12 protein-coding genes and 7 pseudogenes are annotated in these 21,424 nt (G+C 67.9%); 11 read left to right on the top strand and 8 right to left on the bottom strand.

What is annotated here, in order from left to right; genetic code table 11:
• The first annotated feature begins 10 nt into the window (after positions 1-10).
• The 8 genes and pseudogenes from ACZK2V_RS16960 (at position 11) to ACZK2V_RS16925 (ending at position 5,966) form a co-directional block, all read left to right on the top strand.
• Complete coding sequence (locus tag ACZK2V_RS16960) at positions 11-496, top strand: CYTH domain-containing protein (RefSeq protein WP_049421258.1); 486 nt, start codon at positions 11-13, stop codon at positions 494-496.
• A 114-nt stretch (positions 497-610) separates the two neighbouring features.
• Positions 611-1,306, top strand: coding sequence for a DsbA family oxidoreductase (locus ACZK2V_RS16955; protein WP_049421259.1), 696 nt, complete (start codon positions 611-613; stop codon positions 1,304-1,306).
• A 163-nt stretch (positions 1,307-1,469) separates the two neighbouring features.
• Positions 1,470-2,473, top strand: a pseudogene (gene nagZ, locus ACZK2V_RS16950) (beta-N-acetylhexosaminidase).
• Positions 2,473-3,023: pseudogene (locus ACZK2V_RS16945) on the top strand (hypoxanthine-guanine phosphoribosyltransferase). Before nagZ ends, ACZK2V_RS16945 begins: the two co-directional pseudogenes overlap by 1 nt.
• Positions 3,024-3,105: 82 nt before the next feature.
• Positions 3,106-3,852 carry an S-methyl-5'-thioinosine phosphorylase gene (locus ACZK2V_RS16940; protein ID WP_010482830.1) on the top strand — a complete coding sequence of 249 codons (747 nt, stop codon included), beginning with the start codon at positions 3,106-3,108 and terminating at the stop codon, positions 3,850-3,852.
• A gap of 88 nt (positions 3,853-3,940) precedes the next feature.
• The gene (locus ACZK2V_RS16935; RefSeq protein ID WP_005410590.1) at positions 3,941-4,147 is read left to right on the top strand and encodes a cold-shock protein; all 207 of its coding nucleotides are present in this window, start codon (positions 3,941-3,943) and stop codon (positions 4,145-4,147) included.
• A gap of 102 nt (positions 4,148-4,249) precedes the next feature.
• Positions 4,250-5,516, top strand: a pseudogene (locus tag ACZK2V_RS16930) (FAD-dependent oxidoreductase).
• A gap of 180 nt (positions 5,517-5,696) precedes the next feature.
• Positions 5,697-5,966, top strand: coding sequence for a hypothetical protein (locus ACZK2V_RS16925; RefSeq protein ID WP_049421261.1), 270 nt, complete (start codon positions 5,697-5,699; stop codon positions 5,964-5,966).
• Position 5,967: 1 nt separating this feature from the next.
• Here ACZK2V_RS16925 and pdeM read toward each other — a convergent pair whose 3' ends face one another.
• The 4 genes and pseudogenes from pdeM to ACZK2V_RS16905 form a co-directional block, all read right to left on the bottom strand.
• Positions 5,968-6,609, bottom strand: a complete 642-nt coding sequence (gene pdeM / locus ACZK2V_RS16920) for a ligase-associated DNA damage response endonuclease PdeM (RefSeq protein WP_032129346.1) — start codon at positions 6,607-6,609, stop codon at positions 5,968-5,970.
• The gene (locus tag ACZK2V_RS16915) at positions 6,599-9,058 is read right to left on the bottom strand and encodes a ligase-associated DNA damage response DEXH box helicase (RefSeq protein WP_201117043.1); all 2,460 of its coding nucleotides are present in this window, start codon (positions 9,056-9,058) and stop codon (positions 6,599-6,601) included. The genes pdeM and ACZK2V_RS16915 overlap by 11 nt, the downstream gene beginning before the upstream one ends.
• A pseudogene (locus ACZK2V_RS16910) lies at positions 9,055-10,660 on the bottom strand (ATP-dependent DNA ligase). Before ACZK2V_RS16910 ends, ACZK2V_RS16915 begins: the two are co-directional and overlap by 4 nt.
• Positions 10,657-11,653 (bottom strand): annotated as a pseudogene (locus tag ACZK2V_RS16905) (ligase-associated DNA damage response exonuclease). Before ACZK2V_RS16905 ends, ACZK2V_RS16910 begins: the two co-directional pseudogenes overlap by 4 nt.
• A 113-nt stretch (positions 11,654-11,766) precedes the next feature.
• On the opposite strand from ACZK2V_RS16905, the gene ACZK2V_RS16900 reads away from it, so the two are divergent.
• Complete coding sequence (locus ACZK2V_RS16900) at positions 11,767-13,401, top strand: acyl-CoA dehydrogenase family protein (protein WP_486322605.1); 1,635 nt, start codon at positions 11,767-11,769, stop codon at positions 13,399-13,401.
• 293 nt (positions 13,402-13,694) lie between these two features.
• Here ACZK2V_RS16900 and ACZK2V_RS16895 read toward each other — a convergent pair whose 3' ends face one another.
• The 3 genes and pseudogenes from ACZK2V_RS16895 to ACZK2V_RS16885 form a co-directional block, all read right to left on the bottom strand.
• Positions 13,695-14,105 (bottom strand): hypothetical protein, encoded by a 411-nt coding sequence (locus tag ACZK2V_RS16895; protein WP_014647982.1) that lies wholly within the window; start codon positions 14,103-14,105, stop codon positions 13,695-13,697.
• Positions 14,106-14,262: 157 nt separating this feature from the next.
• Positions 14,263-14,604 (bottom strand): hypothetical protein, encoded by a 342-nt coding sequence (locus tag ACZK2V_RS16890; protein ID WP_004153024.1) that lies wholly within the window; start codon positions 14,602-14,604, stop codon positions 14,263-14,265.
• A gap of 124 nt (positions 14,605-14,728) precedes the next feature.
• Positions 14,729-15,902: pseudogene (locus tag ACZK2V_RS16885) on the bottom strand (thiolase family protein).
• A gap of 183 nt (positions 15,903-16,085) precedes the next feature.
• On the opposite strand from ACZK2V_RS16885, the pseudogene ACZK2V_RS16880 reads away from it, so the two are divergent.
• Positions 16,086-18,924: pseudogene (locus ACZK2V_RS16880) on the top strand (S8 family serine peptidase).
• A gap of 44 nt (positions 18,925-18,968) precedes the next feature.
• Here the strand turns inward: ACZK2V_RS16880 and ACZK2V_RS16875 are convergent.
• Complete coding sequence (locus ACZK2V_RS16875; protein WP_010482852.1) at positions 18,969-20,066, bottom strand: Glu/Leu/Phe/Val dehydrogenase dimerization domain-containing protein; 1,098 nt, start codon at positions 20,064-20,066, stop codon at positions 18,969-18,971.
• Positions 20,067-20,344: 278 nt separating this feature from the next.
• Between ACZK2V_RS16875 and ACZK2V_RS16870 the strand changes: the two genes are divergently transcribed.
• A complete protein-coding gene (locus ACZK2V_RS16870; protein ID WP_049421268.1) occupies positions 20,345-21,421 on the top strand; it encodes an HDOD domain-containing protein in 1,077 nt (358 codons plus the stop codon).
• Positions 21,422-21,424 lie beyond the last annotated feature (3 nt).

Here is a 21,424-nt window from a genome sequence, read left to right as displayed (position 1 = left end):
TAATGGCGCGATGGGCATCGAAATCGAACGCAAATTCCTCGTCAGCAGTGATGGCTGGCGCGCCGCCGCGCACCGGGTGATCCCGATGGCGCAGGGCTACATCAACGACATGGGCGCGCTCGACCGCGGCACCCAGAACGCCTCGGTGCGCGTGCGCATCGAGGGCGACCACGCCGCGCTGAACCTGAAGTCGCGCACCATCGGCCACACCCGCCAGGAGTTCGACTATCCGATCCCGGTGGACGATGCTCGCGCACTGCTGGCGCTGTGCGTGGGCGGCCTGATCGACAAGCGCCGCCATCTGGTCGAACACGCCGGCCTGACCTGGGAGGTGGACGAGTTCCTCGGCGACAACGCCGGCCTGGTAGTGGCTGAGGTTGAGCTGGACAGCGCTGACCAGGCCATCGACCTGCCGGACTGGGTGGGTGCCGAAGTCACCGATGATGCCCGCTACTACAACGTTGCCCTGGCCAGCCACCCGTATTCAGAGTGGTGAAGCCGCCCAAAAGGGGACGGAGGGGATTAAGTCGTCTTTACCCCATCTGTGCGGGAAACGACTTAATCCCCTCCGTCCCCTTTTATCGAGGGTGTCGGCCCCCATGTGGAAAGGATGAGAATCGACATCTACTCCGACGTGGTCTGCCCCTGGTGCTGGATTGGCAAGCATCGTTTCCAGCAGGGCGTGCAGTTGCTGGGCGCCAACGCGCCTGAACTCGATATCCACTGGCAGCCGTTCCAGCTCGACCCGGATGCTGACGCCACCCCGGTGCCGCTGCGCGAGGCCTATGTGCGCAAGTTCGGCGGCGTTGAGCGTACCGAACAGATCCTCGGCCAGACCCAGACCACCGCGCGGGCCGAGGGCCTGCCGATGGACTTCAGCCAGGGCCAGGTGCGGGTGACCACGCTGCCGGCGCACCGGGTGTTGTGGCTGGCGGGCGAGCACGGCGTGCAGGATGCGGTGGGCGAAGCACTGTTCCGCGCCCACTTCGAGCACGGTCAGAACCTGGCGGCCCCCTCGGTGCTGATCAAGGCGGGCGCGGCAGGCGGCCTCGACGCGGGTGAAATCGCGCAGATGCTGGCCTCCGACCGCGGCCTGGCCGAGGTCGAAGCCAAGCTGGCGCAGGCTCATGCATTGGGCGTTTCTTCGGTGCCGACCTTCGTCATCGATGGGAAGTGGGCCATTTCCGGGGCGCAGCCCCCCGAGGCCTTCGCCAACGCCCTGCGCCAGATCGCCGCCGAGCAGGGCGCGCCTGCGGCCCCGGCTGACGGCGACGAGGCCTGCGGTCCGGACGGCTGCAAGGTCTGACCGGATCCGAAAAGGGGACGGAGGGAATTAAGACGTATCCAGCCCGTAGGGGCCGATTGCGGCGTAATCCCCTCCGTCCCCTTTTTCTGACCACTGCGCCTGTCGGCCGGTTCTGCGACAATGCGGCACTGCGCCATGCGGGCGCGCGTTGTGGAGATCGACCATGCTGCTGATCGGCGTTGCCGGCACCGAACTGACCGCCCAGGAACGTGACTGGCTGCAGCACGATGCCGTGGCCGGGGTGGTGCTGTTCAAGCGCAACTTCGCCTCGCGCCAGCAGGTGACCGATCTGAGCGCGGCGATCCGCGCTGCCGCGCCGCGCCCGCAGCTGATCTGCGTGGACCAGGAAGGCGGCCGCGTGCAGCGTTTCCGCGAGGGCTACAGCGAGTTGCCGCCGCTGCAGGACATCGGGGCGATGTACGCCACCGACCCGCAGCAGGCGCTGGCCCTGGCCGAGCAGCACGCCTGGCTGATGGCCAGCGAAGTGCGCGCCAGCGGCCTGGACCTGAGCTTCGCGCCGGTGGTCGACCTGGGCCGTGGCAACCGCGCCATCGGCAACCGCGCCTTCAGTGAAGATCCGCAGGTGGTGGCCGCGTTCACCGCCGCCTACGTGCGCGGCATGCATGCGGTCGGCATGGCCGCCACGCTCAAGCATTTCCCCGGTCACGGCACCGTGCTGGAAGATACCCACGTGGATACCGCGATCGACCCGCGCGCTGGACGAGCTGCGCGCCCAGGATCTGGTCCCGTTCCAGGCCGGCATCGCCGCCGGTGCCGACGCGGTGATGATGGCGCACGTGATCTATCCACAAGTGGCACCGGAACCGGCCGGCTATTCGCCGCGCTGGATCCAGGACATCCTGCGCGGCGAGCTCGGGTTCCGCGGCGTGGTGTTCTCCGATGACATCGGCATGGCCGCCTCGCACAGTGCGGGCGGCGTGCCGGCGCGCGTGCACGCGCATCTGGATGCCGGCTGCGACGTGGTGCTGGTCTGCCACCCGGAACTGGTCGATGAAGCCCTGCACGCCGTGCAGGGACGCTCCCTCAATACTGCTGCGCTGCTGGGCCTGCTGGGCCGCGGCGCTCGGCTGGGACGGCCTGCTGGCCGATGCCCGCCATGGCGACACCCAATCCCGTCTGCTTGAAACCCTTGGAAGAACCGTCTGATGCCCAACCTCACCATTTCCCAGGCCCTGGCCCAGGCTGACCTGCTGGTCGACCGCCCCACCATCGACAAGGCCATCGCTGGTATCGCCGACGCCATCGCGCGATTACAAGGGCGAGGTGCCGCTGTTCCTGTCCATCATGCACGGTGCGCTGCCGTTCGCCGGCCAGCTGGCGCTGGAACTGGGCGCGCGGCCAGGACGTGCAGTTCGATTACCTGCACGCCACCCGTTACCGCGGTGAAACCACCGGCGGCGACCTGGTCTGGAAGCACAAGCCGGCCACCTCGCTGTTCGGCCGCCGCGTGCTGCTGGTCGACGATATCCTCGACGAGGGCTACACCCTGCAGGGCGTGCGCACCTGGTGCCTGGAACAGGGCGCGACCGACGTGCGCATCGCCGCGATGACGGTGAAGAAGCACGACCGCGCGCTGCCGGACGTGACTGCCGACTACGCCGGCATCGAACTGCCGGACCGTTACGTGTTCGGCTTCGGCATGGACGTCAACGAAACCCTGCGCTGCGTGCCGGCCATCTACGCGATGAAGGAATAACGGCGCAGCCGCCCGCGGCGTGTCTTCTTCTGCCGCCGGCATCCTCGGGTGCCGGCGTTCGTCTTTTCATGGAGTGCTTCGAATGCAACAGATCGCCCTGGCCGTGATCGGCGGTACCGGTGTCTATAACCTGGCCAAGCTTGACGACGTGCAGACCCACGAGGTCGACACCCGCTTCGGCCGTCCGTCGGGCCCGGTGCGCGTTGGTACGCTGCTCGGCCATCGCGTGGCGTTCCTGGCGCGGCATGGCGAAGGCCATTCGCTGCCGCCGCACAAGATCAACTACCGCGCCAACCTGGCCGCGCTGCAGCAGCTGGGCGCGCAGCGCGTGCTGGCGTTGAACACGGTGGGGGGCATCACCGAACACTTTGGTCCGCGCGTGCTGGCCTGCCCGGACCAGATCATCGACTACACCTGGGGCCGCATCAGCACGATCTGTGAGGAAGAAGGCACCGACGTGGTCCACGTTGATTTCGGCCACCCGTACACACCAATGCTGCGCAGCAAGATCCTGGCGGCGGCCAAAGTGACCGGCGTCACGGTCCATGACGGTGGCTGCTACGGCGCAACGCAGGGGCCGCGCCTGGAAACCATCGCTGAAATCGCCCGTATGCGCCGCGACGGCTGCGATCTGGTGGGCATGACCGGCATGCCGGAAGCCGCCCTGGCACGCGAGCTGGGGCTGGATTACGCCTGCCTGGCGATCATCGCCAACTGGGCTGCCGGCTGTGGTGATGGCGAGGAGATCACGATGGCCGAAGTGCTGGCCAACGTGCAGGCGGCCGGCAACGGACTTCCGGAACTGGTGGGCGAATTGGCACGGGGGTGATTGTCTTCCCCGAGCAAGCTTTGCATACTCAGCTTGTGCGCGGGTTCAGCGTACACCACCCATTCATTGCATAAGGTCTCGCATCACCATGCCGAACGGTACCGTCAAGTGGTTCAACGACGCCAAGGGATTTGGCTTCATCTCGCCGGAGGATGGCAGCGCCGACGTGTTCGCGCACTTCTCCGCCATCAACTCCAAGGGCTTCCGCAGCCTGCAGGAAGGCCAGCGTGTCACCTATGACGTGACCCAGGGCCCGAAGGGTGCCCAGGCTTCGAACATCACGCCGGCCGAGTGATCCACTCGACAGTGCGTTGAAAACCCCGCTTCGGCGGGGTTTTTTTTGCGCGGATTGCCCGCGACCCGCTCGCGATCCACCCGCCTCGGGCACAATGCGGCCATGACGGAACGACTGCGCATCGCCGTGATCGGCTACGGCACCGCTGGACAGGCAGTGTCCATCCTGCTCACCCGTGACGGCCACGAGGTGGAGATCTTCGAACGCGTGCCCACGCCGGGGCCGGTGGGTGCCGGTTTCCTGCTGCAGCCCAGCGGCCTGCAGGTACTGTGGCAGATGGGCCTGCTTGATTCCGTGCGCGCACATGCCGCGCCGGTGCACCGCCTGTATGGCGACACGCCGTGCGAGCGCGCGGTGATGGACATGCGCTACGAGGGACTGGATGCGCGCCTGCACGGCCTGGGCATGCAGCGCGGGGCCTTGTTCTCGCTGTTGGACGAGGCGCGCGCAGGCGAGGGCCAGCTGCATGCCGGTACCACCATTACCGAGGTGGATGCCGAACACGGCCGTCTGCGCGACAGCGACGGGCGCACGCATGGCCCGTTCGACCTGGTGGTGGTCGCCGATGGCGCCGCGTCGACGCTGCGCGGCACGATCGCCGGCGGTGCCGGGCTGGACCGCGTGTATCCGTGGGGGGCGCTGTGGTGCCTGCTGCCGGCCGAGGACTGGCCGCACGTGCAGGAGCTGCGGCAGCGTTACGTGGCCGCGCGCAAGATGATCGGACTGCTGCCGGTCGGCACGCGCCCCGGTGATGACACGCCGCGCCTGAGTTTCTTCTGGAGCCTGCCACGCGCCGACTTCGAACGCTGGCAGGCCGATGGCATGACGCCCTGGCTGGATGAACTGCATGCACTGTGGCCGCAGGCCAGTGCGCGCTTCGCCCATCTGCGTGATGCCGGCCAGTTGGCGCGCGGTCTACCGTGATGCGGTGATGACGCGCTGGCACCACGGCCGCATGGTGCTGGCCGGTGATGCCGCGCATGCGATGAGCCCGCAGCTGGGGCAGGGCGTGAACATGGCGCTGCTCGATGCGCTGGCGCTGCGCGATGCGGTGCGCACCTACGGCGGCAGCACGGTCGCGCTGCAGGCCTACCAGGCGCAACGCAGGGCACACGTTGCGGTGTACCAGCGCTGGAGTCGTTGGCTGACGCCGTTGTTCCAGTCCGACCGCGACGCCTGGGCGAAGGCGCGTGACGTGCTGCTGGGCCCGATGGGGCGCCTGCCCGGTGGCCGTGGCCACATGCTGCGCGTGCTCAGTGGCACCCAGCACGGCTGGTTCGGTTCGCTTGCGCTGGATCCGGCATTCATCGACGCGCTGGCCAGAGCCGCCGAACCACCTCGCGCGCACGTGGCCGCGGCAACGGCGTGAAGCACGCCGTCACGTGAATTAACGGTTGCCTCACCGTGGATATGCGAGAAGTAGATTGCACGCGATTGCGCGTCGCCCGTTTTCATTTCCGTGATCAACATCGCGCGTGGCCCGGGCGGCGCTGCCGTTGCGGCCTGTTGCGGCCCGGACGTGCCGCCTGTTGTTGAAGAGGAGGACGCCATGTTGTTCGCGGTCGAGGAGCTGGAATCGGAAATCTGCAAGCTGCGCGGACTGTTGCAGATGCTGCACGAGGACCAGCCCGACGTACTGGAGGACGTGTTTGAATTCCATGTGGGCAGCCTGATCAGTCATGCATCGCCGGAGCACCACGCACGCATCCGCACCTGCGCGCAGGAAATGCTGGCGGCGATCCAGGCGTTGCCGCGACGACGTGAGGGTGACACGCCTGATTTCCAGTTGATGCCGCAGCTGGGCATTCGTCCGGCCTGATTCAAGCCACCGGCAGTTGCACCAGGCCGTTTTCCACGCAGGCGACCCTTTGCTCACCGCGGGCGGGCACGGGCACGATGCCGGCAGTGAACGCGGAGAAGGCCGGCAGCACCGTCATCCGCTCACGCAGCCAGAACGCGGGGAAGCGCCGTCGCAATGGCGGCAAGGCGACCTGCGGATGCAGATGCCCGGCGATCACATGCAGCTCTGCATCGGGCATCGGCTCATGGCGAAGCAGGAACGGCTGCAGCCGTACTTCATCGTGGATCTGTACCTGCAACTGAGCATGCGGCAGCTGGCGGTCGTGATTGCCACGCAGGACATGCACGTCCAGCGAAGCATTGCGTTCGCGCCATGCAAGCCATTGCTGGTACCACGCAGCGCGATGCGCCGGTCCATGCAGGATGTCACCCAGAATCCACAGCTCGCGACAGGCATGCCTGTCCAGCAGCCCCTGCAGGCGTTGCAGGTCTTCGCCGGTGCCGCCGCTGGGCAATGCGATGCCGGCGCGGCGGAATACATCGGCCTTGCCCAGGTGCAGGTCGGCGATCAACAGCGCCTGCCGCGCGGGCCAGTACAGCGCACGCGCGCCAAGCAGAATCAGCGATTCGCCGGCGCGCAGCAGCGGCAGTTCATCGGCCATGGCGGCGCTCCAGCTGCTGGGCCGCGCGTTGCACGCGGGTGCGCCAGTCCTCGTTGCTGAACTGCCCGCGCAGGCGTTCGGCCCATAACGGGAAGCCCAGTGGCGTGAGTGATGTCGGGTGCTGCACGGAGAGGACCTGCATGCCGATCCTTGCCAGGACCTGCTGTAGTCCAGGCAGATCCAGGCTGTCGTGCAGCACTTCGCGTTCGGCCAATGCCAATAGCAGGTGGCCGGGGTCATGCTCGCGCAGTACGTCGTAGAGCAGGCCTGCCGAGGCCTGCAGCTGGCGCAGCGACCGCGGCATACCGCCGGGCAGGCTGGGGACCAGCAGGCCTGCTACGCGTGCGATGCCACGGAACTGGCGGCGCGCCAGCTCGCCCAGGTTCACCGCGGCACGCAGATCGTCCAGCAGCTGATCGGCGGTGAACAATGCTCGCCATTGCGCCGCATCCAGTTCGATCGCCTGCGCCGGTGCCAGCACCAGGCCATGATCGTTCACCGCGTAGCCGATGCTGTTGCGCTGCCGGCGGGTACAGCGCAGTGCCAGCAAGGCGGCCAGCGCCTCGTGCACGTGACGGCCGGCAAAAGGGTAGACGAACAGGAACTGGCCGTCGCGGCGCCGCACCTCTTCCACCAGCAGATGCTCTGGGCCGGGAAGCGCCGACAACTGCTGCTGCAGTGCCAGCAAGGAGGACAACCAGCGTGATTCGGCACTGTCGTCGGCGCCGGACAGTACCCACTCCAGCTCGCGGCCGAGCGGCATCGACAGTGGCAACTGGCCTCCCTGCCAGCGCGGCACCACACCATCACCGCGCCCTCGTGCCAGCCGCACGAAGGCGGTCATGTCGCGCAGCTGCACCAGTTCCAGCAGGCGCCCGGCGAACTGGAAACGGTCGCCGCGACGCAGGCGGCTGGCGAACTGTTCCTCCACGGCACCCAGGCCACCACCGCGCAGGAACTGCACGCGCACGCTGCCATCGCTGCTGATGGTGCCGATCGACAGCCGATGGCGCAGTACCTGGCGGCGATCGTGCATCCGGTAGTAGCCGTCGGCATCACGCACGACCTTGTGGAAATCGGGGTACTGGGCCAGGGCCTGGCCACCCTGCACGATGAACGTCAGCACGGCCTGCCACTGGTCTTCGCCGAGCGACGCAAAGGCATGGGTACGCCGTACCTGCGCCAGCAGCGCATCGCTGTCGAAGCCACCGGCCAGCGCGCGGCTGACCGCATGCTGGGCCAGCACATCCAGCGACAGCGTCGGCGGCCTGCGCGCTTCGACCACGCCTTGGGCCAATGCACGGCGCACCGCGGCGTATTCGGCCAGCTCCAGTGCATGGCTGGGCACGCACAGGATGGAACCGCTGGCACCCGGGCGGTGACGCGCACGTCCCGCGCGTTGGCGCAGGCGGGCCACGCCCTTCGGGCTGCCCAGCTGCAGTACCTGCTCAACCTCGGGGAAGTCCACGCCGAGGTCGAGGCTGGAGGTGGCAACCACGCAGCGCAGCGCGCCCGCGCGCAGGCCATCCTCGACCTGCTGGCGCAGCGCTGGATCCAGCGAGCCATGGTGCAGCGCAAGCGTGTCCGGGGCTTCCGGCCAGACCGCGGCCAGCGCCTGATGCCACAGTTCTGCCTGCGCACGGGTGTTGGTGAACAACAGGCTGCTGCGTGCCCGCATCAACGCGTCCAGCACCCGCGGCAGCTGCGCCAGGCCCAGATGCCCGGCCCACGGAAAACGTTCGCCGGGTTCCGGCAGCAGGCTGCGCACGCTGATCGCGCGCGGGCGCACGCCCTGCACGATCGGCGCGTCGGGCTGTCCGGGCAGCAGCACGTCGCGCGCCTCATCCAGGTTGCCCAGCGTGGCCGAAAGCCCCCACAGCTGCACTGCAGGCGCAGCTTCGCGCAACACCGCCAGGTTCAACTGCAGCAGCACACCGCGCTTGTTGCCCAGCAGCTCATGCCATTCGTCCACCACCACGCAGCGCAGCTGGCGCATGCGCGGCAACGTATCCGGATAGCTCAGCAGCAGCGCCAGTGATTCGGGCGTGGTGACCAGTACGTCGATGCGGCCTTCGCGGGCCTGGCGCCGCTCGCGGTTGCTGGCGTCACCGCTGCGCAGGCCGACACGCCATCCCAGTCCCAAGCCGTCGACGACGGCCTGGAGCGCGCGTGCGGTATCACTGGCCAACGCGCGCAAGGGCGTTACCCACAGCACCTGCAATGGGCGCACCGCACTGGCGCGGCGTGGCGAGGGCGGTGGATCGATCAGCGCCTGCAGCAACGGCCCGCCGAACATCGCCAGCGTCTTGCCGCTGCCCGTGGGCGTATGCAGCAACCCGGATTCGCCGGCCAGGTAGTGGCGCCACATCGCGCGCTGGAAGGGCAGTGAGCGCCAGCCGCGTGCCGCGAACCAGTCTTCCAGCCGGCGCAGTGCCTGGCTGCGGGTCATCGCGCCAGCGCCTGCAGGCTGGCCAGCTGATCGGCCTCGCTGGCAGGCTTGTCGTGGCGCCAGCGCAGGATGCGCGGAAAGCGCACGGCGATCCCCGATTTGTGCCGGCTGCTGCGGTTGACCGCTTCGAAACCCAGCTCGAACACCTGTTCGGCGCGTACGCTGCGCACCGGCCCGAAACGTTCACGGGTGTTGGCGCGGATCCAGCGGTCAAGCGCGAGGATCTCCTTGTCGTCCAAGCCCGAATACGCCTTGGCCACCGGCACCAGCGTGTCGCCGTCCCAGACGCCGAAGGTGTAGTCGGTGTACAGCGTGCTGCGCCGCCCATGGCCAGCCTGTGCGTACAGGAGCACCGCATCGATGGTGAGCGGATCGACCTTCCATTTCCACCAGTCACCGCGGCGTCGCCCAGCCAGGTAGGGTGAGCCGCGTCGTTTCAGCATCAGCCCTTCCACGCCACGTTCGCGTGCCACATCGCGCATCGCCGCCGCCTGCGCCCAGTCGACGGCGGCAACGTCGGGCGACAGCTGGATCCGCACATCGTCCAGTGCACCGATGACCGCGGCAAGTCGCGTACGCCGTTCCTGCAACGGCAGCTCACGCAGGTCCGCGCCGTCGTGCTCCAGCAGGTCATAGGCGAGCACGCGTACCGGCGTGTTGCGCAGAGTCGCTGCTCCTGGCTTGCGACGCTGGATGCGGGTCTGCAGGGCGGTGAATGCGCGCGGCAGGTTGGCGGTTTCGTCCCAGGCCAGCAGCTCTCCGTCCAGCACGCAGCCCTCCGGCAACGCCATCGCGGCGTGCTCGATCTCGGGGAAGCGGCCATCCAGTCGTTCCTCGCCACGGGACCACAGCGCGACTTCGCCACGCCGGCGCAGCAGCTGCAGGCGTATGCCATCCCATTTCCATTCCAGCAGCCAGTCGTCGATCGCGCCGAGGCGTTTGGCAGGATCGCCTTCCAGAGGGGAGGCGAGGAAGAAGGGGTAGGGCTGCTGGCGGTCGGACGGCAGCTCGTCCGGTGACAGCAGTTGAGCCAGCAGCCCGGGCGAGGGGACCCACTCGCCGAGCATGCGCTGGGCGATGCGTGCGATGTCCAGGCCGGACCATTCCGCCAGTGCCTGCTGTACCAGTCGCTGCGAAACGCCAACGCGCAGGGCGCCGGTCAGCAGCTTGTTGAACACCAGGCGTTCGCTGCTGCACAGCTGCCGCCACCCGGCGACGACCGCAGCGCGGCGTACTGCCTCGGGTTGGTTGGCCACGGCCAGCAGATGCTGTTCGATCCAATCAGCCAACGGGCGGTCGGCGGCTGGCTGCGATGGATCATCCAGCAGCAGGGTCAGCGTTTCGGCCAGGTCACCCACCTGCGCATAGCTGTCTTCCACCAACCAGGGGGGCAAGCCGGATTCTTCGGCAATCCAGCCGCGCAGTTCGCCGCTGGCGGCGATCTTCCGGCGTGCGCCGCCCACCTTGCCACCGCTGAGCAGGTACATCGCCCATGCCGCATCGTGCGCGCGCCTGGCGGAAGTAGTCGACCAGGGCTGCACGCTTGTCCAGCGTAGCCGTGCTGCGGTCCAGGCGCTGGTAGAGCGCAGCGAAGGCCTTCATTCCTCGCTCCCGAAATCGGTGCGGAAGGCTTCGGCAGCCACGCCGCGTTCGCGCAGGAACGGAATCAACGCATCGGTATTGCCATGGGTAGCGATCACCCGCTGCGCGCCTGTCTGTTCGATGGTCTGCAGCAGTGCTGGCCAATCGGCGTGATCGGACATGACGAAACCGCGATCGACATTGCGGCGCCGCCGATTGCCGCGCAGCTGCATCCAGCCGGATGCGAAGCCCAGCTGGTGGCGGCCGAAGCGGCGCATCCAGGGCGTACCCGCAGCCGACGGCGGCGCGAGGATCAGCTGGCCGGCGGCATCAGGCTGGCGGCCCTGCTCGGCCACGGTGAGCGTCTCCAGCATCGGCACCCCGGCCTGCCGGTACACCGCCACGCCATTGGCGATGGCGCCGTGCAGCCAGGCTGGTCGATCGTCCAGCGGCAGCAGCTCGGCCAGCACCCGCTGTGCCTTGCCCAATGCGTAGCACAGCAGGATCGCGGCTTCGCCACGTTGTTCGCATTCGCGGCGCCACGCCACGATCTCTGCAGCCACCGCCGGCGTGTCCGGCCAGCGGTAGATCGGCAGTGCGAACGTAGCTTCAGTGATGAAGGTATCGCAGGGCACCACTTCGAACGGTGTGCAGGTCGGATCAGGCTGTCGCTTGTAGTCGCCGGAGGCTACCCATACCTGCTGCCCGTCGTCGATGCGTACCTGTGACGAACCGAGTACGTGGCCGGCCGGATGCAGCGATACCTGCACCTGCCCCAGGCGGAACGGCACACCCTCGGCATGCGCCTGCACCGGCACGTCACCCAGGCGCCAGCGCAGGATCGGCAGGCTGCCTTCGCTGCAGTGGTACTCCCCCATGCCCGGGCGGGCATGGTCGCCGTGGCCATGGGTGATGACCGCGCGCTACCGGTCGCCACGGGTCGATATGGAAATCGCCGGCGGCGCAGTACAGCCCCTCCGGGCGCAGCACCACCAGATCGTCGTTGCCTGCCATGCGGTCACTGTGGCCTGCGTCTCGTGCAGAGGGTGAGAACCGGCCTGAACACGGGCTTGGCAGGCGATGCGGCACAATCGGGCCGCAGACCTCTTGCCGCCAGGATGGACCGGATGAGTGGACCCAGCTTCAGCAGCAACGCACCGTATGAAACCCATGTGGTGTTGAACCAGCCGCCGCCGTTCGCAGGGCGACAGTTGTGGACCGACGACGTGGCGCTGATGGAGGCCGTACAGCGCGAAGGCGCCGCGAGCTTCGCGCCGCGACTGGGTGTCTATGGTGCACTCGCCGGTGATGAACTGTACCGGCTGGGCTTCGATGCCAACCGTGATCGTCCGCGACTGCGCACGCATGATGCACAGGGCCATCGCATCGACACCGTGGAGTTCCATCCGGCCTATCACCAGTTGATGGACACGGCAAAATCGCACGGCGTCGCTGGATTGTCCTGGCATGAGCCGCAGCCCGGCGCACACGTGGCACGTGCGGTGTTGAGCTACCTGCATCACCAGGCAGAGGCGGGCACCAGCTGCCCGTTGACCATGACCCATGCAGCGGTGGCGGTACTGCATTTGCAGCCGCATCTGGCCGAGTGGGCGCGCAAGGCCGCTGCGCCGGTCTATGACCCGCGCGACGTGCCGGTGGCGGACAAGGCCGGCATCACCCTGGGCATGGGCATGACCGAGAAGCAAGGCGGCTCGGATGTCCGTGCCAACAGTACGCGCGCCGAACCGATCGATGGCGAGCGTTACCGTCTGGTCGGCCACAAGTGGTTCTTTTCCGCACCGATGTGCGATGGCTTCCTGGTGCTGGCGCAGGCGCCGGGAGGCCTGACCTGCCTGCTGATGCCGCGCCGGCTGGCCGATGGTGACCGCAATGCGTTCCGGTTGATGCGGCTGAAGGACAAGCTCGGCGATTGGGCCAACGCTTCCAGTGAGGTCGAGTTCTGCGGCGCACAGGCATGGCGCGTGGGCGAAGAGGGGCGCGGCGTGGCCACCATCATCGGCATGGTGATGATGACCCGCCTGGACTGCATGCTGGGTGCAGCGGCGGAGATGCGCATGGCGCTGGCGCAGGCGCTGCACCACGCACGTCATCGACGTACCTTCGGCAAGCTGCTGGTCGAGCACCCGCTGATGACCAACGTGCTGGCTGATCTGGCGCTGGAGTCGGAAGCGGCCACGGTGTTGGCGATGCGGATCGCGCGGCGGTGGATCGCGCCGGTGTGGATGCCAATGAAGCCGCGATGGCGCGGTTGGGGACGGCACTGGGCAAGTACTGGCTGTGCAAGCGCGCCCGCCTTCGTCAATGAAGCGCAGGAATGCCTGGGCGGTGCGGGCTACGTGGAGGAGTCGATGCTGCCGCGCCTGTACCGGCAGGCACCGTTGAATTCGATCTGGGAGGGCAGCGGCAACATCCAGTGCCTGGATGTGCTGCGTGCGCTGGCGCGTGAACCGGAGGCGATGGCGGCGCTGCGCGGTGAGCTGGCATCGGTGGCTGACCGTGATGGGCGCTATGCAGCGGCATTGCAGCGTTGGGCAGCGGCACCGCCACCGGAGGAAGCGCAGGCGCGGCTGTTCTGCGAGCGCACTGCGCTGCTGCTGCAGGCGGCGCTGCTGCTGCGTGCGCGCAGCCCGATGGCGGAGGCATTCGTGCGTAGCCGGCTGGAAGGGGAGCACGGGCTGGCGTTCGGGACGCTGCCGGCGGGGGTGGAGCTGACGGCGATGCTGGCGCGCGCGCTGCCGTAGGAGGCGGCCAACGACGGAGCCCCTCGTGGTGGGCGCTGATACTGATGGGTGGGCCGCGCCGGTAGATCGCGCAGGGGGCGCTGCAAGTACGTCGCAAGTACGTCCATGTAAGCTCGGGCGCGCCATCCATGGCGCTTACGCCCCTGCGCAACCTACCCGCGCGTCCGTGGACACTTTCCGTACGCGTCCACCACGGAATCAACAGAAAGAGCAGAGAGCGAAAAGCAGAAAAGCCGCGGCAGTGCCGCGGCTTTTCCTGTAGCGCCGAGGCCATGCTCGGCTGCCGGTAGGGCTTAGTGCTTGGCTTCTTCCTTGGCGGCGTTGGCCTTGGCGTCATTGGCGACATCGCGGGCCTTGTCGGCGACCTTCTGTGCGGCGTTCGCAGTGGCGTCGCTGGCATGTGCGGCGGCATCGGTTGCGGCGTCCTTGGCCTTGTCGGCGGCGTTGGCGGTGGCGTCTGCAGCCTTGTCCAGCGCCTGCTGGGTATCGGCGGCGGCCTGCTCGGACGCGGCAGCGGTCTTGTCGGCGGCGTCGCGGGTGGCTTCGGCGGCCTTGTCCACGGCGTCACGGGCGGCAGCGCCTGCGCTGTCGGCAGCCTGCTGTGCGTCCTGCTTGGCCTGTTCGGCTTCCGGGCCCTTGCAGGCGGCCAGGGCCAGCAGCAGGGAGGCGGCCAGCAGGGTGGTGGTGATCGGACGAATCTTCATGGCGGTCTCCGGTACTGCAATGGATGGGGACGCCAGCCTATTCATGCCGTTGTGAAGACGGGGTCGCGATGCAGCGGCTCAGTCGCGCGCATTCGAAAAAAGAAAAAGCCGCTGGCGAACCAGCGGCTTTTCCAGAACAGCGTGAAGAAAGAAGTTATTACTTCTTGGCTTCTTCAGCAGCGTCCTTGGCCTTCTCAGCGGTGCCTTCAGCAGCCTTGGCAGCGTCAGCAGCGGCGCCGGCAGCGGCGTCGGTGGCAGCAGCGCCAGCCTGGGCAGCAGCGTCAACCGAAGCGTCAGCAGCGGTGGCGGCGGTGTCAGCGGCCTGCTGGGCAGCGTCGGCGGTCTGGGCGCCAGCAGCGGCGGCCTGGTCGGCAGCAGCCTGGGCTTCGGTGGCGGCTTCGTTGGCCGAAGCAGCGGCGTCCTGGGCAGCTTCCTGCTTCGAGCAGGCGGCCAGGGCCAGAGCCAGGGACATCGCGACCAGCAGCTTGTTGATGCTCATTGTGTGAATCCTCGTCGTTAGAATTAGGCAACGCGCATGCTGCGCGCCGACAACATGATGACAAGCCAAGATTGGGTGTCAAGCGATCCCGCATTCATTTTTGCGAAATCATCGTTAAACCCATTTAAATCAATTCGATGGCGATAGCCGTTGCTTCGCCACCGCCGATGCACAGGGTGGCAATGCCGCGCTTGCCACCGCGCGTGCGCAGGGCGTTGACCAAGGTCACCACCAGGCGTGCACCGGAGGCACCGATCGGATGGCCCAGCGCGCAGGCGCCGCCATTCACGTTGAGCTTGTCGTGCGGAATGCCCAGTTCGCGCATCGGCGCCATCGCCACCACGGCGAAGGCTTCATTGATCTCGAACAGATCGACCTGGTCCAGCGACCAGCCGGTCTTGTCCAGCAGTTTGTGCAGCGCGCCGATCGGGGCGGTGGTGAACCACTCCGGTTCCTGCGAATGGGTCGCGTGGCCGACGATGCGGGCCAGCGGGGTGATGCCGCGAGCGGCTGCATCTTCCTCGGTCAGCAGGACCACTGCAGCAGCGCCGTCGGAGATGCTGGAGGAACTGGCGGCGGTGACGCTGCCGTCCTTCTTGAAGGCCGGGCGCAGGGTCGGGATCTTGGCGATGTCCGAGCGGCCCGGCTGCTCGTCGGTGGCGACCTCGACCTCGCCCTTGCGGGTGGCGACCTTCACCGCGACGATTTCATCGGCGAACGCACCGTTGGCCTGCGCCGCCTGCGCGCTTGACCGATTCGATGGCGTAGGCGTCCTGCTCTTCGCGGCTGAACTGGTATTTGTCCACGGCGCATTCGGCGAATTCACCCATCGCCTTGCCGTCATAAGCGTTGACCAGGCCATCGTGGGCCATGTGATCGACCGCCTGGAAGTTGCCGAAGCGGTTGCCGGTGCGCGAGTTCGGCAGCATGTGCGGCGCGTTGGACATCGATTCCATGCCGCCGGCGACAACGATGCTGGCCGAACCGGCCTTGATCAGGTCATGACCGAGCATGATGGTCTTCATGCCCGAGCCGCACACCTTGTTCAGCGTGGTGGCACCGGTCGACAGCGGGATGCCGGCAGCGATCGCCGCCTGGCGGGCGGGCGCCTGGCCGAGGTTGGCCGGCAGCACGCAGCCCATGAGGACTTCGGAAACGTCGCTGGCCGGGATGCCCGACTGTTCCAGGGCGGCAGCGATGGCGGCCGCGCCGAGGGTCGGGGTCGGCACGCCGTTGAACTGGCCGAGGAAGGAGCCGATGGCGGTGCGCTTGGCGGCGGCGATGACGATGTTGGACATGGCAATCTCGTTGATGCGTAAGCAATGTTCGGAAAGGAGACCGGGGGCCGTTGGATGTGCCCCGGTTTCCCGGCAGACTGCGTGGGGGTCGACCCAAGTATAGAGGGTCGGGGAGGGCCGCCGCTGGGCGCGGCCGCACGCCTGCCGGGATGAAGGCAGGACAACGTTCATGGGAAGGAATCGATGGAACGCACGATGATGGTGAGGTCTGCCCTGGGAACCGCGCTGGCGGTAGCGCTGACGGCCTGTGGTGGAGGTGGCGGGGGCGGCAACGTGCGCATCGATACCCCGCCACCACCGCCGCCACCGACTACCCCGCCACCGACGACGCCGCCCCCGGTCAAACCGCAGGAGCCGGCCTTCGACGCGCATCTGTCAGTCACCAATGCGCGCCGCACAGGCTGCCGGCCTGACCGGCCAGAACGTGCGCATCGGCATCGTCGACTCCGGCGTGCAGCGCAATGCGGTGGCGTTGAATGGCCGGGTGCTGGCCAACCTCAACTACATCGATCCGGCCAGGAACAATCTGGGTGTCGATGATGTGGTCGGCCACGGCACCGCCGTGGCCAGCCTCGCCGCCGGCGCGGCAACGGGCTCCTGGCCGGGTGGCATCGCGCCAAAGGCGCAGATCGTGTCGGCACGGATCATTGCCGACAAGCCGCCCGTCGATGACGGCAGCGGCAAGGGCAATTCCTTCAGCGGCCCGCTGGGCGTGGCGCAGGTCCACCAGGACCTGATCAGCTACAACGTGAAGGTGATGAACAATTCGTGGGGCGGCCTGTACTGGACCGATCTGCCGACCACCGCGCAGGTGGCCGCCGAATATCGCCCCTTCGTGATCAGCCATGGCGGGCTGGTGGTGTTCGCCGCGGGCAATGATGGCCGCAGCGAGCCGAGCAGCCTGGCCGCACTGCCCAGCCAGCAGGGCGTGGCCGGCACGCTGCCGGCTGCCGACCTGGAGCGCGGCTGGCTGGTGGCCACCGCCGTGGATCCGTATGCGCCCGGTACGCTGGCCAGCTATGCCAATGCCTGTGGCCAGGCGGCCCGCTACTGCCTGGCGGCGCCCGGCAGCGCGGTCTACCCCGATGCCAACGGTGGCAGCTACTACTGGAACTACGGCACGTCATTCGCGGCGCCCTTGATTTCCGGTGCGGCGGCGCTGGTCTGGGAGCGCTTCCCGTACTTCAGCAACGATCTGGTGCGGCAGACCCTGCTGGGTACCGCCAAGGACATCGGTGCGCCGGGCGTGGATCCGGTGTTCGGCTACGGCCTGCTCGACATCGGTCGTGCGATCAACGGTCCGGGTCGTTTCGACTGGGGTGATGTGGTCGCCAACGTGGATCTGGCCTCGACCGGCTCGGCGTGGCGCAACGATATCGTCGGCAGCGGCGGGCTGGTCAAGCAGGGCGGGGGCACCCTGGTGCTGACCGGCAACAACAGCTACACCGGTGCCACCCGCATCGAACGCGGCATCCTGTCGCTGCAGAACGGTGGCGTGATCCGTTCCAACGTGACCATCCTCGGCCAGTCCGATCCGGATTCGACCGGCCTGCAGTTCAATGGCGGCACGCCCCGCGTGATCGGCAATGTGGTCAACGGCAGCAGCGTATTCCTCACCACCGGCAACACCACCGGCACCATCGAGGGCAACTACACCCAGCAGGCAGGTGGCCAGCTGATGATCGCGCTCGGTGCCAATGCGCTGCAGGTGACCGGCAATGCCGCCATCGACGGTGGCGTGCGCGTGCATGGCTTCGTTTCCGGCTACGTGCCACAGAACGGCAGCCGGCAGGACCTGATCCATGCGGCAGGCGGACTCAGCGGCACCTTCAGTACGCCGGCTACCTCCAGTGGCCTGCAGGGCCTGTCGTTGCTGCAGAGCAGCTACGGCTATGACAGCAACAACGCGTGGTTGAACCTGACCCAGGTCAGCGTCACCGCAGCGGCCAGCGGGCTGGGGGCGTCCGCCCAGGTGGCAGCACAGCGCCTGGAAGGTGCATTCGCAGCGCTGGACAAAAACACAGGCCTGCAGGGATCGGCCTTTGGTGCAGCGGCCGGTGCCCTGCAGTGGACCGGCGGTGGCCCGCAGGGCCTGGCCGCCAGCCTGCAGAGCCTGTCCGGTCAAGCGCATGCGCGAGCCGAAGCAGCGACCTTCGACAGCATCGACATGTCGCGGCGTGCGATCGCCGAGCGCTTTGATCGTGTACAGGCCGCACCGCGCCTGCGCGGGAGCTGGCAGAGCGCGCTGGGTGAGGCGGGGCAGGGCAGCTTTGCCGGCAACGCTGCCGACAGCCGGGGCTGGATGGCCGGCCAGGATCTGCCACTGGGCAGCAACGGCCTGATGGGCGTGGCGTTTGGTGAGACCCGCAGCAATGGTGGCAGCAGTTTCGGCGGCGATCGTGGGCGTGATCGCCAGGCGCAGGCGCAGCTGTACGCCGGCTGGAATCTGGGGCGTGGCTACGCGCTGGCCCAGGTGGGCAGCGGTCAGTTCACCCGCGCGCTGGATCGTCAGCTGCTGCTCGGTGCGGGTGCCTATGGCGTCTCCGCGCGGTACGGCGGCCGTTTCAGCAGTGCCAGCGTGGAGGGCGGGTACCGGCTGGGGCGTGCGGGCGCATCGATGACGCCCTACGTCGGTGCCAGCACCACGCGTGTGGAGACCGACGCCTTCAATGAACTCGGCGGCTTTGGTTTCGGCCTGCGGGGCGATGCCAACCGCGTGCAGCGCAGCCAGATGCTGGCCGGTATCCGCGGCGAGCGCGGCTGGGGGCGTTGGACGCTGCGTGGGCATGCCGAATGGCAGCAACGGCTTGATGGTGCGGATGCGGACTGGCAGGCCAGCTTCGTCGGCGTCGATGCCTGGGCGCCGTTGGCGGGCTGGAACGCGCCGCGCGGCAGTGCGCTGATCGGCGTGGCGCTGGAATCGTGGTGGGGCCGCAATGGCCGCCTGAGCCTGGGCTTCGACCAGCGTGTTGGTGGCGAAGGTGCGCGGCAGGCCGCCTTGCGCTACAGCACCGGCTTCTGAAGGACGGCTCGCGCCGGGTCATGCCCGGCGCGACATCGGCAGGTTCAACCGCCGCGCAGGTTGCCCAGGCGCGGGGTGCTGCGGCCCAGCGGCATCTTCAGCTTGCCGATCGACAGGATGCGGCTTTCGGCGATGCGGTCGGCGGCACGCTGCGGCGCGATGTTCTCGCGCTGCGACAGTTCGAAGATGCGGGTGAGGTTGTGGTAGATGCTGCGGATCAGGCGCATTGCGCGTTCGCGGTTGTAACCGTCGATCTCCAGCGACACGTTCATCACGCCACCGGCGTTGACTGCATAGTCCGGCGCATACAGGATGCCGCGCGCATGCAGCTCGTCGCCGATTTCCAGGCTCGACAGCTGGTTGTTGGCGGTGCCGCAGATGATCTTCGCCTTGATCCGCGGCAGCGTGTCGGCGTTGATCGCACCTTCCAGCGCGCACGGTGCGAACACGTCGGCGTTCACCTCGTGGATCTCATCCGGCTTGACTGCTTCGGCGCCGAAATCGCTGACCGCGCGATCAACCAGCGCGCTGTCCAGGTCGGTGACGTACAGCTTGGCACCGCGGTCGCGCAGCAGCTTCACCAGTTCCATGCCGATGTGGCCCAGGCCCTGCACGGCGATGCTGGTCTTGCCCACTTCCTCATGGCCGAACTTGAAGCGCATCGACGCCATCAGTGCCTGCAGCGCACCGTAGGCGGTGAACGGGGCGGGATCGCCGGAGCCACCATGGACCTGGTGCACGCCGGTCACGAACTGGCTTTCCAGGTAGATGTTCTCCATGTCGTTGACGTCGGTTCCGACGTCCTCGGCGGTGATGTAGCGCCCGCCCAGCGAATCGACATAGCGGCCGAAGGCACGGAACAGCACCTCGGTCTTGTCCACTTTGGGGTCGCCGATGATCACCGCCTTGCCGCCACCCACGTTCAGGCCGGCCAGTGCATTCTTGTAGGTCATCGTCCGGCTCAGCCGGAGCGCATCGGCCAGCGCCTCGTCGGTGCTGGCGTAGGGGCGCATGCGCACGCCGCCCAGGGCCGGGCCGAGGGTGGTGTTGTGGATGGCGATGATCGCCTTCAGGCCGGCGTCGTGGTTGTGGCAGAACACCACCTGTTCGTGGCCGGTGGTGGCGAGGGTTTCGAATAGCATGGCGTCTCCGATGGCGCGATCAGCGGCGAACTGCAGCGAACGGCCAGTGAACGGTAGGGTCCCAAAACAAAAAAAGCGACGTCGTCGGTGCAGGGGGACGGGTCGCGCGGCGCCATTCTAGTCCATTCCCCCGGCCGGTGCCGTCGACATCGGTGGCCTTCCGGTTAAAGAAGATGAAAGTTCGGCCGATGCTGCGACGACGGCGGGTGGCCGGATTCGCGTGAAGAGGCAGGGCGGTCAGTGACGGCAAGGGCACCACAACGACAGGGCGGGCGGCGATGACGCCGGCCTGGTGGCGATCACTGCGTGGCTGGCTGGCGCGCTCGACCGGGACGGCACCGTCCCGGTTGGCGGCGGCGTCGCGGCAGGCGGTGGCGGCGGCTGCGGCCAGCCTGCAGGGCGCGGCTCTGCCCTCGGCCGAGATCGCTGCACATCTGCAGCGTGGCCTGCATGCACTGGCCCTGTACCCGCGCCTGGCCGGTGAATCCACGGCGGTGCAGGCCGCGGGGTTGGGCGAGGCGGTGGCGCGCGCGCTGCAGGACCGGGACTGGGCGGCCCGTCAGCTGCCGCGCCGCCCGCAACTGCTGCCGCAGCTGATCCAGACGGTCAACGACGATGCTGCGTCGGCGCGGGTGATGGCGGCGATCATCGGCCAGGACCCGGTGCTGACCGGCAACCTGCTGCGCATCGCCAACAGCCCGGCCTACAAGGTGCACGAGCGCCCGGTGGAAAGCCTGCAGCGGGCGGTGACGCTGGTCGGAACCGAAGGCGTGCGACAGATCATCAGCGCAGTTCTGGTGCAGCCGGTGATGCAGGTGCAGTGCGAGGTGTTCCCGCAGTTCAGCACGATCATCTGGGAGCACGCACTGCTGGCCTCGCGCGCAGCCGCTGACCACGCGCGCACGGTCACTTTCGGCGATGCCTTCGCCGCCCAGTGGCTGGGCCTGGTACAGGGGCTGGGGGCCGCGCTGGTGATGCGCCAGCTGCTGCAGGAAGCGCAGGCACGAGATGAAACGGTGGAGCCGGCGCTGGCGCTGCAGCTGCTCCAGCAGTGGTCACTGCCGTTGGCGCAACGCGTGGCTGCGGCCTGGGAGCTGCCAGAGCCGGTGCACCAGGCGCTGGCGCCCGAGGCGGATGGCCCGCTGGCCGACAGCCTGCGCCTGGCCAGCGCGGCCGCAGCGGCCAGCCTGCTGTGCCGGCACGGACATGCCAGCCAGAGCCGCATGCTGGCCCTGCTTGAACAGTTGCCTTCGGCGCCGCCGCATGCCCTGCGCTGGATCTGGCGGCGCCTGCATGGGCGCAGCGTGGAAACACGGGATGACGCCGGACAGGAAGAGGCGGGTCCTGCGCCCTGAGCG

This window comes from Stenotrophomonas sp. 93052_Sma (genome assembly GCF_056481145.1).
The sequence above is the reverse complement of the archived record's forward strand: the minus strand, read 5'-3'. Positions and strand labels throughout refer to the sequence as shown.